This is a genomic window from Marininema halotolerans (genome assembly GCF_900116235.1).
Taxonomy (GTDB): domain Bacteria; phylum Bacillota; class Bacilli; order Thermoactinomycetales; family DSM-45169; genus Marininema; species Marininema halotolerans.
The window spans coordinates 1-15,945 of the sequence record NZ_FPAA01000021.1 but is presented as its reverse complement, the minus strand read 5'-3'; the positions used below and the strand labels follow the sequence as shown (position 1 = coordinate 15,945).

The following is a 15,945-nucleotide window of genomic DNA, read 5'->3' as shown; positions in this document are numbered from 1 at the left end:
ACGACGGTTTAAGCTTGGATTTGATCCTGTCAGTCGATGGGAGCTTCCAAGAATCCCCCACCTCTTAGCGTTAGCGTAGGTGGGGGAGGTTCAATTATCAAGTAATTGGGGGGAGCAGGATGGGGGCGATTACAAGAGTTTTTATTACCTTCAGTATGGCACTGATGATGATTGAACTTCAATTTAGCCATCGCTTACAATTGCTAGTTAATCCGAAGGTGACTCCTTTTATCTTAATAAGCATCTTGGTGCTGATTCTGTTAGGGTTAGTCCAAATATGGGAGATGAGAAGGACTCCGGCTCATCCAGTCAGTGGATGGGGATATCTCTTTTTGTTACTCCCGTTGCTATTCTTTCTCTTCATTCCACCCCGTTCACTGGATTCCACCATGGCGGCAAAAAAAGAAATAACCTACGCATCCGCTGTCATCCCGCCACAAGCTACAGGAAGTGTAAAAAAGAAACCCCACGATAGCAACCCTCACTACAACAAAGTATTGCAGGACTTAATGCAACAAAGGGTCATCACATTGAACCCGGATAACTATGTCGACCGTATGACAACAATTCAACTGCACGCAAAGGAGTTAGTGGGAAAAACCATACGCGTACAGGGATTTGTGCACTATGCAAAAGAAGAGCCAAACAAACTGATTGTGGCTCGCTATGTTGTGACATGCTGTATCGCAGATGCGAGTGTGGTGGGATTTCCAGTAGAGATACCAAGGGGAACCGCCTTCAAAGAAGGAACTTGGATCGAGGTTACTGGCACACTCAGCACCACCACGATAGAAAGTCGAAGGATGCCACAGATTGAGGGTACCGAGGTACGTCAGATTTCCGAACCGAAAAACGCCTACGTCTATGCAAACTTTTAAGGATTAAACCATTTTTTTGTAAAGCGACAGTAGAGCAGCTGGTCCATTCAAGGAGGAGGGTTGTCTTATGAAATAATCGTACGGCAGGGGGAAACCCTGCCGTACGATTATTTCTGTGTAGCGATTGAGCTTGAACGAAGCATACCCAAATAAAATAGTCTAACGGGGAGAGAGTTTCTGATATTCAACACGATAAAAATGACTGGGATTGGAATCCGTCGCTGTAAAGGTGACTGGGGCTAAAAGATAGGGAGTGGGGTGCAACTTCCTTTTTTGTGTTTCTATTTGACTCACACTCGGAGCTTTATTGACGCCCTTGGGTGGCAACCCAAGTGGTTTGCTACTTGACTGACGTTCTATTCGAATCGTTGCTCTCCGATTTTTTATGATTTGCTGGTATTGATGGGGATAGAGTTTCGCAAAACTTTTAATTCCAGGGGTAATATTGGCCTCATACACCCAAAGTTTTTTGTCCTGATCCATCCCGAAATCAATGCCATATTCCGTCTGACGGGGGTATTTTTTAGCCAATGCTTGGGCGATTTGTATGGAGGATCGCTTAAGAATCGCAAGAACATGGTTCTGTTGTGCGGGGGGTAAACGAAGGTATTTATGGAAGAGTTCTTCCACACGAATGGAACGCGCTCCCCGGTGACCATTGGCGACATACTCTTTTAACGGGGCAACAGCGGCGAGTATACCGGCAACCTGCCATTGCTGATTCACTCGTTGCAGATGGGTTCGCAGTAAATAGTGCCTTTTATCTAAGGTAAGGCTAGGGACTCCTTGCTGAATAATGGTTTTTTTCGGGATCATGTTCTTAATTACCTGTTTTAAGCGGGGGTTTCCATGACAACCGAATACTTTCTTCCCATAATAGATACGAAATTGCTTGGCAGGCAGGTTATCAATCCGGATGATTCCTCTGCCCTTTCCACCGCCGTCGGGTTTTACATAAACGGTTTTATGTCGATGCAACATCTGGATGAGTAATTGTTCATTAAAAAGGTGGGTTTCAGGTAAATGGCAGTCGGTCATCGAGCCATTCAAAAGCTTTGCCTGTAGTAATTTGCTTTTGGGGTAACCATATCGATTCATTTACACCATCCCTACTGTACACGACTCAGACGTGTTGATGAAATCTGCCTTTGGAAGCGGAAGGAGGCGTGGAGGTGAAAAGAACGTCGCTGAATTTGCTTCCCAAAGGAATTTGTCTCGGCGATCTCAATGAATTCGGAGCGGGCAGAGCTATTATCCATCTTCATCCATGGTGCAAATATCTTGTGTTTCACGTTCTTCGCCTACTAGTTTTGGATAATCAACACGTTGAAGTTTACATTTCTTTTACGAACAACGTTCAATTGACTACTATAAGTTATGCAATCCATTTCTGTTAGCTTGTTTGATAACCTATTTTTGGCATATTGGTTTGTTCGCTGAATGCATTCCAGCGGATGAACCAGTTTCATGGACGGTGATCGTTTCATAGAATGAGGTCCTTCCCATGCTTTGTACATAAGCATATTTGTCTAGCAGGCGGCTTTCTATGGGTACATCCGCTCTATCTTTCAGAGCCAGAGCGAGTCGACCGTTGAGTGAGAGGGGTGGGGGTGTTCGCCTGGCGACTCGGGTTTGCCTGCATCAAAAAACTAACCCCGTGCCAATTGTTCACGGAACGGTAATGGATGGTCTCATCCAATACCAAGCCCAGGGCGCAAAGAAAAGGACAGGGAAACCTGTCCTTTTCTTTGTGAACCATCACGGATCCACAAAAAAAATTCCCTACCAATACCAGGGAGAAAGGTAGTGCTTTTTTCTAATGAACACCTAAAAAAAGGGTGCTGAATTATCCATTCCTCTTCACCCTACCCATTATCACCCATCTTAAAGAATGGTTCTCTTATTATTTTAAATATAAAACATTATATAGAATAATATATTATTTTGACGAAATTATTTTATTCATATATGGTTTATAATTATTTGTGATTGGAGGATCGATTACAATTGAATATTAAACGGAAATGGATACGAAAAAGTTTCACGGCGACACTTTCTTTGATGCTATTCGCAACGAGTGTATCGCCCTCTCCTGCCTTTGCGGCAAGTGCTGCGAAGGAAGAGTGGGAGGAGACGATCCCTGCGGTGAGTTCCTTTGCGGCTGACTTGCGAAGCAATGTAGCCGTAACCGGACTCAATGTGTGGAATGAACTGGTTGATTTATTTACCGATCGCGATGAACAATTAGCGAAGGAAAAAGAAATTGAAGATCAAGCCCTTTACACCAATGAAAAAGCCCCAGTGGGGGAGAAGGTCCCTGCTCCGAAGAAAGTGAAGGAGCTAGTAGAACAACGGGATGCGAATACCAAAGTGTATAAGCTTTCCGATGGGCGCTTGCAGAAGGAAGTCACGGCGGCCCCTGTTCACTATCAGGATCCAGATGGGGATTGGAAACCCATCGATGAAGACGTTCAAAAAGAAGCGAAGGATGGCTTTGTCTATCATAACGCGTCCAATACCTTTAACAGTTTCTTTGGCAACAAAGCCAAGCACATCCTACGCTTTGAGCAAGGTAAGCACCAAATTGATATCGGTGCGGTTGAAGGAAAGGATGTCACACCGGTTGCCAAAGAGAATCGCGTGACCTATCCTGACATCTGGCAGGATGCGGACCTTCTCTATGATATTGGTCCCGACTCCTTAAAAGAGACGATTGAGCTAAAAGAAGCACCGAAGAACCCGTCCTATTCCTTTACTTTATCCACAAAAGGCCTTGAAGTGAAAGAAGAAGCGGATGGCTCGATCGCCTTTATGGACCCGGCCATGGGTCGGATCGTTTATTCGATGCCCAAACCCTTTATGATGGACAGCGAAAAGTCCGACACCTCTCCTCATGGCTATACCTACAGTGAGAAGGTGACCCAATCGCTCACGAAGGATGGAGACAAGCTGACCGTCACCCTCCAAGCCGATGCGGACTGGCTCCGGGATCCTGCGCGAAAATACCCGGTGAAGATCGATCCGACGATTGAGATCGCACCGACACCGACGCAGAGTGCCGATACCTATATCGATAGCGGCGACCCGGATGATAACTACAACAAGACCTGGCAGATGAAAGTCGGTACCGGGCATGAGTCGATCTATCGGGGATTGGTCAAATTTGATACTTCCTACGTGCCCAAGGGTGTCAATTTGGATGAGGCCACCCTCTCCCTGTACTACGATCAGACACACACGACCAACAATCAGGATGTGCCCATCACGGTTCACCGGGTGCAGGAAGCCTGGGATCCAGACACCGTCAGCTGGAAATTGGCAGGGGACGGCGACAACTGGAAAGATGGGGGCGCCTTTGACGAATCCCCCATCACCTATATCGAGACCATCGATAACGAAGATGAGAATCAGACAGCGACCAAAGGAACCTGGCCCCTATCAGACAATGTTAGTGGCGCTTATAAAGGAACCTACCAGCCCAACGGGCAAGGCGAACTCGGTGCGACCTTTACCTGGGTGCCGCATCTAAAAGAGCGGGGCACCTTTGAGGTCCAGGTGCGCTATACCTCGGCGGATGATCGCGCCACCAACGCGCCGTATACGATTTATCATGCGGGTGGAAAAACCGTCAAAAAGGTGAACCAACAGAAGAACGGGGGCAAATGGGTTTCCATTGGTTCCTATGACTTTGACGCGGGTTCCTCCCACAAAATTGTCCTCGATGACGACGCCAATGGCTACGTAATCGCCGATGCGGTTCGCCTGGTCAAAGTGGCACGGACCGTCAAGAAGAAGGACACCAATAACCTGTGGCATGAGTTCCCTGTGACCTCGGTTGTACAGGACTGGCTCGACGGGACCAAGGAAAACCACGGATTCTTGATCAAATCCGAAAGTAATGCCCTGGAGCAAGGCGGTCCGATCTACTCCGCCAGTCAGCACTATGATGAGACCCATATTCGTCCGAAGTTGACGCTGATCTACGATGAGCCCAGCGTCACACTGGACGACCCGACAACCCTTCATGGTACCGGGGCGGAACTTAAGTGGTCCAAGTACGATGGGGACGACTTTGTCGAATACCAGATTCACCGCAGTACTTCCCAGCAATTCCTACCGGATGAATCGACCCTTATTGCCCCCATCGAGGATCGCTATCAATCCGGCTTTACCGATACCACCGCAGAGCCGACACCCGCGGATGCACCCACCCGGGTGGGGAACGCCTACTATTACATGGTGGCGGTGAAGACCAAGGATGGGAAAGTTCACCCCTCTGGCACCGTGATCGCACGCCTACCTAAGGCAGGAATGACCCGGGTGATCCGGATGGGGGCCGAGGACGATACGACCCTCTCCGATGAAAAAACCACCAGCAACCTGAACCATATCGAAGGGGAACCCAACCTCATGGTCGGGAACAACAGCAGCACCTATGGGAATACCCGCGCGGTGCTCAACTTTGACCTAGCCGGGATCCCTAAGGATGCGAAGGTGCTGGACGCAGAGATGGAGCTCTGGGCATGGTACATGTACCAAAGTGACCCCAAGGATCCGATGGGAACCTATCAGCTCCATGCCCTGAATAAAAGCTTTACCGAGACCAGTGCCAACTGGAAGAGCCCCTGGAGTAAGGATGGCGGGGACTACGACTCGGATGTGATCGATGAGGAAGTTCATATCACCAATGACCCTCGCTGGCGCGACTTTGATGTGACAACGACCGTGGGTGACTGGGTCAATGGCAACAAAGCCGCCAATGGCTTCCTTCTGGCTCAGAAGAAAGAAGCCAATGTCTCCGAGCGCGTGCTCTTCTTAAGCAGTGAAGCACGGGAGCGCACCCTGCGCCCGCGTCTGGAAGTGATCTACACCACCCCCACCGCAGATAACACCTACCATGCGCCGGATCTTCCTGGAGAGCTGGAAAGTGGGGATGACTATGAGATTGATGTGACCGTCACCAACACCACGGATCGGGTGTGGAAACAAGGGCAGCAATCCCTTGCCTATCGCTGGGCCGGCGAAAAAGCGCCCCAGGGTGTTGATCGCGTCGAAATCCCGAAGGATTTATCCCCGGGTGAAGTGATTCGCCTCAAGGCGAAGGTCCACGCCCCGCAATTAGAAGGGAAAGGGGCTTATCGCGAGACCCGCGCCCTGGAGTGGGACCTGATTGACCATGACGGGAAATGGCTATCGGAAAATGCCAACGGCATCCCAGCCTTAAGCCAGCCCATCGTGGTGGCCGCCAAGGACAAAGCGGATCGCCTGGGGGAAGAAGACGACCAAGGGCTGATTAGTGAAGATACCGGAGGCGGGACCGAGCTTGTTGCCAACCTCTTCGAAGGGAACACGATGTTTGACTATACCCCCTTCGCCAATCCTTCCAAAGGATTCGATACCGTCCCGCAACTGACTTACAACAGTAAGGACTTCTCCGACTCCCTCGTCGGACCCGGTTGGTCCTTCGCCTTGACCAACATGATGCGCCTGGGTACGCCATCGACGAAAGAAGGCGTGAAGCTGGATACCGATGGCAAGGTCAAGTCGGGTAAAGTGAGCATGGTGGATGGGGATGGCACCCAGTATCTCTTCACCTTTGATACTAAGACAAAGAAATTTAAGAGTCCCAAGGGGACCCATCTGTATCTGAAGTTACTCTCGATTAAAAATAAAACCCGTCAGTGGCAAATCACCGCCAAAGACGGCACCCAGTACACCTTTGACCGTGAGGGCTATATCACCGAGATGGTGGATCGCAATGGGATGAAACTATCCTATGCCTATGAAACCAAGCGCATCGACAACCACAACGTGAAAATGCTGCGCTATCTCACCGACTCTGCCGGACGGCGTACCGTGAAGCTGGAGTACTACAGCGAGAAGGACGCCAATAAAGAGCAGCGCAATCAATTAAAACGCCTCACCGATATCTCCGGATTGAAAGTGGCCTTCGCCTATGATGACGAAGGACGCTTGACGAAGATCACGGAAGGGGAAGGGAAAAAGGATGCGAAGGTGTACCAGCTTTCCTATGAGTACAACCTGATCCGCACCATCACCGACCCCAAGGGGAATACCACCCGCGTCTACTATGACGATTATGGGCACATGACCAAGCTCTATGATCGTGAAGATAAACTGACGACGGTGGAATACCGTTCCACCGCCGATAGCGATGAAAAAGCGGTCACCATCGTCACCGACCCCAAAGGGCGCACGATGGCAACCACCTTCAATGATGATGGAAAGCCCGTTGAAGTGGTGAATGCAGCGAACGAGAAGACCACCTTTACCTGGGATGACGATCTGAATCTGACCAAGCTCACGGAGCCAGGTGGAGCGGTCACCACCTGGACCTATGATGAGCATGGCAATGCCTTGACCAAGACCGATGCGATCAACAACGCCAAGGATGAAGCGGATCGCAAAGTGACGAAGATGGCGTACACCTACAAGCTGGACGGGAACGTCGCCGATCTCGTCAAGGTGACCAGTCCCGAAGGACGCGTTACCACCTATGACTATGATGAGGAAGGAAACCTTACTTCGGCCACCTCACCGAAGGGGAATGCGACCACGGATAAAGGGGACTTTACCACCTCCTACACCTATGCCTCGGGCGGGCTGCTTACCTCGGTGAAGGATGCCAAAGGGAATGTCACCAAATACAGTGGCTACGATGCCAACGGCTCCCCGCAAACGATTACCGACGCCGAAGGCAATGCCACGAAGGTCGACTATGGGGAGCGCGGCGAAGTGCTTAAGGTGACGGATGCCGAAGGCGTCACCTCCACCATGACCTATGATGGCTTCCTGCGTCCCTTGACCCAGACAATGCCGAAGGAAAAGGGCAAGACGATCACGATCCCGGCACCGACGTACGATGCCAACGACAATGTCTTGGTCGAGACCTCCCCCAACAAGGCGAAGGTCACCTATACCTACAACAAGAACGACTGGGTGACCTCGGCTCTCCTGCCTGCGGATAAAGACGGCGGCGCCGAGCGCAAAGTGACCTACAGCTATGATGATGCGGGAAACCTCATCAAAGAGACTGCGCCAAAGGGGAACGCGACACCCGAGGATGCGGATGATTTTGCGACGAAGTATGTCTATGATCAGCTAAACCGCATACAAGCGATTACCAATAGCAAGGATGAACGCATCACCTACACCTATGATCACACCGGCAATCTGATCAAGGTGACCGAACCGAAAGGGAATCAAACGGAAGACCCTGAGGATTACACCACCACCACCGCCTATGACCTTAATCATCAGGCGATCAAGGAAACGGATACCAAGGGGAATTCCATTCACTACACCTATAACGATGATGGTCTCCTCACCCAGGTGACCGATGAACAAGGCAACACCACCAAAGCCAGCTATGATTCCGATGGGAACCTGATCACGATGCAGACCCCCCATCAGGACAACGAAGTCAATACGACGAAGTATGAGTACGATGAAGTGGGGAACCTCACGAAAACCATCACGCCGCGGGGAGTGGCCACCCCGGAAGAAGGGGACTACACCCACGAGACCGTGTACGATAAGCTGAACCGGGTCAAAGAAGTACTCACGCCGCGGGATCCTCATAGTGCCAACGCGCGCTTCGCTGCCCAGGACAAACTGACCTACAGCTACGATAAGCTGGGCCGGATTACCAAGATCAGCGCCCCGGCTTCCGAGGGACAAAGCCAGCGCAACGATACCACCATCGACTACTATGACAATGGGTGGATCAAGCGCTCGATGGATCCCCATCACATTCAGACCACCTACGATTACAACGACTTGGGTCAACCGACCCAGCGCACACTGACTGGGGAAGATGGCTCCACGGATGCGCGCAAGCAAACCTGGGACTACTACCCGGACGGGAAGCTAAAAGCAGAGACTGATCAAGGCATGAACCAAACCTCCCTCATCCTGGATAACACCGATGGGAAGGCAAGTGCCACAGGAGACTGGACTGCCTCGACCAATGTCGAAGAGCACCAAGGGACCGACTACCTGTGGAACCATGCCGGAGACGGAGAGGACACCTTCACCTGGAAGGTTTCTGTCCCGGAGGATGGCGAATACAATGTCTATGTGAAGTATCAGTCCTACAAAGATCGCGCCACCGATGCCCCCTATACCATCTCCTTTGATGGAGGCACCGACACCCAACTCGTCAATCAGCAGGAAAAGAGCGGCGAATGGGTGAAGTTAGGATCGTATAATTTCCGCAGTGACAAAGAGGGGAGAATCACCCTCACCGATGAAGCCAATGGCACCGTCATCGCCGATGCGGTCAAACTGGAACGCGTGGGTCCTGCCGGGATCATCGTCGACAACCTGGATGAAGCCAACGAGTCGACAGGGGATTGGACCTCCTCCACCAGCCGTCCCGAGCGTTTCGGGAAAGATTATCTCTGGAATCATGCGGGAGACGGAGAGGACACCTTCACTTGGAACTTCACCGTCCCTGAGAACGGCGAATACTACGTCTACGTGAAGTATCAATCCTACAAGGATCGCGCTACCGATGCCCCCTATACCGTCACCTTCGATGGGGGCACCGATACCCAGCACGTGAACCAGCAGGAAAAGAGCGGCGAATGGATAAAACTCGGCGCTTATGACTTCCGCAAGGATAAAGAAAGCAAAGTCACCCTAACCGATGAAGCCAATGGCACCGTCATCGCTGATGCGGTCAAACTGGAGCGCGTCGGTTCAGCCGGAATCATCGTCGACAACCTGGATGAAACCGTTCAGTCTGCAGGTGAGTGGAATTCTTCCGATAAAGTTCCTGGATTTAATGGCAAAGACTACTTCTGGAACTACAAGGGAACCGGAGAAGATACCTTCACTTGGCCACTTTCCATCCCAGAAGACGGCGACTATGATGTCTATGTGCGCTACCTGATCTCAAGTGCTCGTGCCACCGATGCCCCCTATACGATTTACCATGCAGAGGGTAGCACGGTCAAAAAGGTCAACCAGCAGGAAAATGGCAGTCAGTGGGTAAGCGTTGGTACCTACACCTTTAACAAAGGGGACGGGCAGAAGATCACCTTGAGTGATGATGCCAACGGCACCGTGATCGCCGATGCGGTCCGCCTGGTGGAACACACCACGAAGACAGGCCCGGAGAAGAAAGCCTTCACCTACGACTACGATGCCAATGGCAACTTAACCGAGGTGAAGGATGGCAGTACCGGGGCCAAAGTGGATGCCTATCAGATGGACTACGATGGACTGGATCAACTGACCCACCTAAAGAAAATCGTTCAAGACCAGGTGAAGGAGACCATCGGCTATGGCTATGATGCCAACGGGAACCTCACCCAACGGAGCAAGGGAGAGAGCGAGCAGACTTACACCTATACGGAGCGCAACCTCCTTCAAGCGATTGCCGACAAGAAGGACAAGGATAGTAAGACTCGCACCTGGTCCTATTCCTACACCCCGCGTGGGGAAGTGGATCAAGAGACGCTCCCGAATGGCAATGTCAACCACTTCAGCTACTATGCGGACGGGCTCTTAAAAGAGGAGACGGCGAAGAAGAAGGATAAGGCGCTCCTTAATCAGCATACCCTCACCTACAACGAGAACGGTCACCGCACTAAGGACGTGATGAGCCTCCTCGATGCGGATGGCAAACGGGTCAATAGCACCACCCAGTATGGCTATGACCCCCGGGATCGGGTCGTCTCGATGGTGAAAACCGGCGACAATCCGCTCTCGGAGTCCGTGGAGCTGGATGCCAATAGCAACATCGTCAAGCATGTGCAAAATGGCACCACCAAAGCCTACACCTATGATCGCAACCGCATGCTCACCGAGACCACGGATGGCAAGACCAAGGCCTTCCAATACGATACCTTTGGACGCCTGGCGACGGTTACCCAAGGAAGCCAGCTGGAAGAGAAGAATCAGTACGACGGCTTTGACCGCCTCCTCTCCCAGACCAAGCGGAAAAAAGACGGGACGATGGCCACCTCCTCCTATACCTACGACGCCTTTGATCGCACCGTAAGTAAGACGTTGAACCCTGGCACGGAGAAGGAAACCACCACCGACTTCCATTATTCCGGTCTCTCGGATGATGTCGACAGCGAAGAGATCGCGGGCAAGATCACCCGCTCCTACACCTACGCCCCCTGGGGTGAGCGTCTCTCCATGACCCAGGAGGAGAAGAACGAAACCTCCTACTACGGTTACAACACCCGCGGCGACGTGGAGATGCTCTATGATGAGAATGGCGGTGTCCGCGGCACCTACGGGTACACGATGTACGGGGAAGACCAAAACGAAGCCTTCACTGGTGTAGACAAGCCCGGCTCCCCCATGTACAACCCCTATCGCTATACCGCAAAGCGCTGGGATCCGGATGCAGAAAGCTACGACATGGGTTTTCGCAACTATGATCCAAGTATCGCTCGCTTTGACACCCGGGACGCCTATAGCGATGCCTCCCAGGATCTCGGTCTTGCGATGGACATGGCAACCGGTAGCCGCTATGCCTTTGCTGGGGGGAACCCGGTTAGCTATAGTGAGCTGGATGGGCATATTCCCTTGATACCTGGAGGCAATGCTGCTGATCCGCACAATGATTTAATAAAAGAGGGTTCGGTGTATAAGGGCCCGAAACGGGGATTAGTAAAGGCTACCAAAAAGCAACGAAGAGCAGCCCAAAAGAAATATGAGAAGCACTATGCACCAAAGAAGAAAAAGAAGAAATCCAGCGGAAGTAAGAAATCGGTTGTTAAGAAGATCACCCAAAAGTCCTGGGAAGTGTTATTGGGAGCCTCCAATCGAACGTTGGAAAATGTCAGCATAGGACTCGTTTCCGCAGAGAATTTTCAATCAGGATGTGACACGACGGCATGTCATGCGGGGGGACTCGCTGCAGATGTCTTGGGAATTTACCTTGGGCTTAAGGAATTTGTGGTTGGTGCAGGGGGAACCGTGGTTACCGCAGGATCGGGTGTACTCATCGAAGTTTCGCCTGCTGCTGCAGTAGTTGCCATTCATGGAGCAGGTACAACCGCGAAAAGTTACCAGAACCTCCTCAATGATTCCAAAGCACTGGTAAATCGGTTTTCAGGATCTGATGAAATACAAAATGTATATAGTTCAATAAAGAAAGCTCCTCAATATCCTGCTAACTTCAAAAAGAGATCTAACGGAACAACTATGAACACGGTAAAAAACAAAAAAGCGTTAGATAAGCTAAGGAAAGTTGAATCTGGTAAATGGCATAAGGTCTATAAAGATGGATGGGATGGAAATAAAAGAGTTTCAATACATTATTTCCAAAGTGCATCAGGTAAGGTGTTTAATGTAAAGACCAAAAATGGATGGAGTAATCAGTAAATATAATATAGTAGGGGAGATAAAGTCATCTCCCCTACTATATTATTCATAGGGGGTTAATGTATGAAAATTGAAGTGAACAAAAAGGTTGAAATGGAACAATTATCATTAGTTATTTGCATAGGTCTATTACAAGCATTTAAAGAAGGCGCATTGACGTTAGAAGAAATAGAACAATATTTCTTTAGTCCATATACTGCAAAAAAACTTGAACAAATAGGTTTGGATAAAAAAATAACTGATATAGTATGGATGGGATGTGAATTGGAGGATATAGCCAGTTTGATTCCTGGGGAATTAAACAACGAAATTTCCTCTTTGATAAATGTTTCATTAAAAGAAATTGATAAGATTAAAAATAAACAATTACCAGATAAACTATTAAGGTAAAATAGATCGATAAAGCCAGCGAAGTGTGCTGGCTTTTTTATGACTCGACATCGATGTGGTTAAGTTAAGGAGGAAGAACTTTTCCCTTGATTTACAGAGAATTGATTCATGTAATATACCAAAATCATACAGAGATTGACTGAAGGATTACGTTCAGGGAAAGAGGTCTTCAATAGTCTAGCAATCGGAATTCATCATGATAGGGCTACGGGAATCATTAGTTGTGGTATTGACCTTGCCGGATGTGCTAAGGGAGTAGCCTATTCCATTACTCATCCCATTAGTACCCTTGGGGCGATATGGGCTCCCATTGGAACCGATATTAACAAGGGGAATTATGAAAGAGCAAGCGGACGTATAACCTGGTTGGTCCTCGAGACCGCTTTGCCTACCAAAGGAGCCGGAAGTGGATTAAAAGCCGCCCGAGCAGGTTCTAGGGCTCGAGTGGGTACCATCAATTGCTTTGTCGCTGGAACACTGATCGCTACCATTGAAGGCGATAAGCCGATTGAGAAAATCAAGGTGGGGGACAAAGTTCTCTCCAAGGATGAGAAGACTGGTGAAGTCCGCTACAAGAAAGTAAAGCAGCTCTTCAGACACCAAACGGATGCGATCTACACCGTTACGGTGGGTAACGAGAAGATTCAAACCACGGCTGAGCATCCTTTCTGGGTTAAAGGGAAGGGCTGGGTGAGTGCGAAGGATCTGCAACGGGGAGATTCTCTGGTAACAGATAAAAGGGAAAGTTCTGCCTGTAAAGCGTGTCACGATGACACAGAAGCCTGTGACCGTGTATAATTTCGAGGTAGAAGATTATCACACGTACTTTGTGTCGGATGAGCACGTGTGGGTGCATAATACGTGTGGAGAAATAGTACATGATACGGTCAAATCCTATGAACAAGCTAGAAACAAAGCATTTGATATAATCGGCGATATGGGTGAAACAGTTCCATATACAGGTCGATTAAAATCTAGTGCAGGTTATGGGAAAGTAATTGGTAGAGAATCCACTGACGGTAAAGTGCGTTGGAGAGTAGATTGGGATGAGAAAAAGGGGCCACACATTAACATAGAGGATTTCAGAGGGGGGAAAAGGAGTAAAGGAAAAAAAGAAGTCATTCCATTTGAAGGAAATGAAGATACCTTCAAATCATACTTAAAACATTTAAATAGGTAGGTGGTTTAAGCATGACCTTGCTTGATGAATGCTTGGATGCTCTTGGTGATGAAGTTGAAATTCTCTCAGAAAAAAAATCACAGGAAGTATTCGATTTATTTGAATCCAATTTTTGTATATCCCATGGAAAGGTAGATTGGGAGAAAGTGAACGGGATAATGCTTCTTGATTCAATGGATGAATTATTGGATCATGTTCGAAATGAGATTGTATATATACTTTGGGATAATGCAAATAAGCCAGTTTTGAAAGCAAATCTAGGAAAAGTAATTGATGTCATTGATGATGTTACAGCGGTTAGCTTTGATACATGGCTACTTAGCGTGGATTTAAGCTATTTGGTTGAGTATTATCATGAGGGTGATGTAACCATAGGGTTGTTCGACAAACCAAATAAGCAGGATTAATAAACGCTTTAAACCTACGAATGAATTTTCTAATGTGAGGGTTACTGTGATGTAAGATTTGAACCTCTTGGTAGAGGGTCAACTGGTAGAACTACTCCTAGAACTTTAAACAGGCATGCGAGGTACTCAATATGGATTAGTTATTGGTCGAGTCTATATTGTGTGTGGTATATATCTTCGTAAAGATATGATTTATAGTAAAGGGCAAATCTTCAGGAGCTCCTTTTTGGTATCCTGCAGAACCTATTTGATGTGGTGGATTCATTACTTCCTATGGAATGGTATTTTATTCATCACAAAGAGTGTGATTACGTAATTAACGCGGTCTGGGGATACAAAGAGTTGATCGAGGAAAATCACTTTGATGGGCTAGTAGAAAGAGAGCTTGAAGCTCTTGATATATTCAAAAAACGAAAAAAGGAAATTGATGAGTTTATGTAATACAAAAGGTAACTTGAGCATCCAGAAATAATTGGGTGCTCTTTTCTATTAATGCAGTGCCCGATCTTGTCCTTCTTGTCAGCAACCTCCTTGCGGCGATTGCCGACAAATAAGGACAAGGATAGTAAGACTTGCACCTGGTCCTATGGAAAAGAGTTTAATGATTTAGCAGGTATTAGATAGGGGGGATTACCATGAATGAAGATTTGATTGTGTTGCAAAATCGAGATCTTTGGCTTGAAATGATGTTACTAAATACCAAGACGTTTGAAACGGAGATCATTAAACGAAGAGATAATGTGAAAATTCGTGGGCATAATGCCATACTTAAAGGAAATTTACTCATGCTTTATCGTAAAAGGGGGAGATTGTATCTGAATGTAAATGATAAGGAGCTTTGTTTGGAGGATAATGTGAACCTACTCTATATGAGGAGACAAGATGGGGATATTCAGGTCTCAATTCAAAAAGATGGTGAAACGGTATTTTTAATAAGATATCCATCGTTTCGTAATGATCCAGTGAATCAGGCGGATTTTGATTTTAATAGCGATAAAGAAGAACATTATGATTTCTTCTTGTTTGTGTACAATGTGATGAACGATCCCGAAAGAAAGGGGTTTATTTACACCTTATAAAAAGACACCAAGTTGAAGCTTGTAATACCTTAAAATGGACGGCTGAAGCAACTCCCCACTTTAAAAAATGTCCAAGTAAGGGAAAGGAGTTCGGGTACCAAAGCCGATAGGGACCTTAAAATGGGTATAAAAAATCTTGAAGAAAATGGGGCTCTTCCTCATGAAGGGCGAATCTGTATGGAAGAAGAGGAAAAAACAATTGCCTGAGGAGAAAATAAGGAGACGGATGTAGGATCACGACTTCCAGATGGTTCTAGAGGTCCAGAGAGAATCCTGTATGATGGTAAAGATCGATAATACTATACTCCAGATCACTATAACCATTTCATTAAGATAAATCCTTAATAAAACAGCCCCAAACACTTTATCTTAATTGCGCCGAGAATACTCCCACCTCAACGAAGTAGGTGGGGGATGAATCGGCGTGACAGACTTGCGAGGGGTGTTTTTTCCCCCTCGCAAGTCTGTCCATCCCCGTATATAATTAAGTGCAAGGGGGTGAACTTTTGCACAAAGCGTTTCAATTTCGGTTATATCCAACCAAGAAACAAACGATTCTTATTAACAAATCCATTGGATGTAGTCGTTTCACGTTTAACCACTTTCTAGCGAAATGGAACGAAACCTACGATCAAACGGGC

General features: G+C 48.1%; 9 protein-coding genes. 8 read left to right on the top strand and 1 reads right to left on the bottom strand.

Going from position 1 to position 15,945, the window contains the following annotated elements; genetic code table 11:
• Window positions 1–119 precede the first annotated feature (119 nt).
• Entirely contained in the window at window positions 120–878 is a 759-nt protein-coding gene (locus tag CHX35_RS16995) for a TIGR03943 family putative permease subunit (RefSeq protein WP_091839924.1), read from the top strand.
• A gap of 159 nt (window positions 879–1,037) precedes the next feature.
• Here CHX35_RS16995 and CHX35_RS16990 read toward each other — a convergent pair whose 3' ends face one another.
• The gene (locus CHX35_RS16990; protein ID WP_091839923.1) at window positions 1,038–1,976 is read right to left on the bottom strand and encodes a YheC/YheD family protein; all 939 of its coding nucleotides are present in this window, start codon (window positions 1,974–1,976) and stop codon (window positions 1,038–1,040) included.
• Window positions 1,977–2,885: 909 nt separating this feature from the next.
• On the opposite strand from CHX35_RS16990, the gene CHX35_RS16975 reads away from it, so the two are divergent.
• From CHX35_RS16975 to CHX35_RS16945, 7 genes are all read left to right on the top strand, one after another.
• Window positions 2,886–12,248, top strand: a complete 9,363-nt coding sequence (locus tag CHX35_RS16975) for a golvesin C-terminal-like domain-containing protein (RefSeq protein ID WP_091839919.1) — start codon at window positions 2,886–2,888, stop codon at window positions 12,246–12,248.
• 63 nt (window positions 12,249–12,311) lie between these two features.
• A complete protein-coding gene (locus CHX35_RS16970) occupies window positions 12,312–12,638 on the top strand; it encodes a DUF3969 family protein (RefSeq protein WP_091839917.1) in 327 nt (108 codons plus the stop codon).
• Between the two features lie 135 nt (window positions 12,639–12,773).
• A complete protein-coding gene (locus CHX35_RS16965) occupies window positions 12,774–13,436 on the top strand; it encodes a polymorphic toxin-type HINT domain-containing protein (protein WP_176392164.1) in 663 nt (220 codons plus the stop codon).
• Between the two features lie 52 nt (window positions 13,437–13,488).
• Complete coding sequence (locus CHX35_RS16960; RefSeq protein WP_245838902.1) at window positions 13,489–13,818, top strand: hypothetical protein; 330 nt, start codon at window positions 13,489–13,491, stop codon at window positions 13,816–13,818.
• An 11-nt stretch (window positions 13,819–13,829) separates the two neighbouring features.
• Entirely contained in the window at window positions 13,830–14,225 is a 396-nt protein-coding gene (locus CHX35_RS16955) for a CDI toxin immunity protein (RefSeq protein ID WP_091839908.1), read from the top strand.
• Between the two features lie 635 nt (window positions 14,226–14,860).
• Entirely contained in the window at window positions 14,861–15,304 is a 444-nt protein-coding gene (locus CHX35_RS16950; protein ID WP_091839905.1) for a hypothetical protein, read from the top strand.
• Between the two features lie 506 nt (window positions 15,305–15,810).
• Window positions 15,811–15,945, top strand: a 135-nt coding sequence (locus tag CHX35_RS16945; RefSeq protein ID WP_176392163.1) for a helix-turn-helix domain-containing protein, incomplete at its 3' end; no start/stop codon positions are given.

Bases quoted from the DNA above. Each gene is read 5' to 3' on its own strand.
- CHX35_RS16995 (WP_091839924.1), top strand. From the start codon at position 120: ATGGGGGCGATTACAAGAGTTTTTATTACCTTCAGTATGGCACTGATG.
- CHX35_RS16990 (WP_091839923.1), bottom strand. From the start codon at position 1,976: ATGAATCGATATGGTTACCCCAAAAGCAAATTACTACAGGCAAAGCTT.
- CHX35_RS16970 (WP_091839917.1), top strand. From the start codon at position 12,312: ATGAAAATTGAAGTGAACAAAAAGGTTGAAATGGAACAATTATCATTA.
- CHX35_RS16955 (WP_091839908.1), top strand. From the start codon at position 13,830: ATGACCTTGCTTGATGAATGCTTGGATGCTCTTGGTGATGAAGTTGAA.
- CHX35_RS16950 (WP_091839905.1), top strand. From the start codon at position 14,861: ATGAATGAAGATTTGATTGTGTTGCAAAATCGAGATCTTTGGCTTGAA.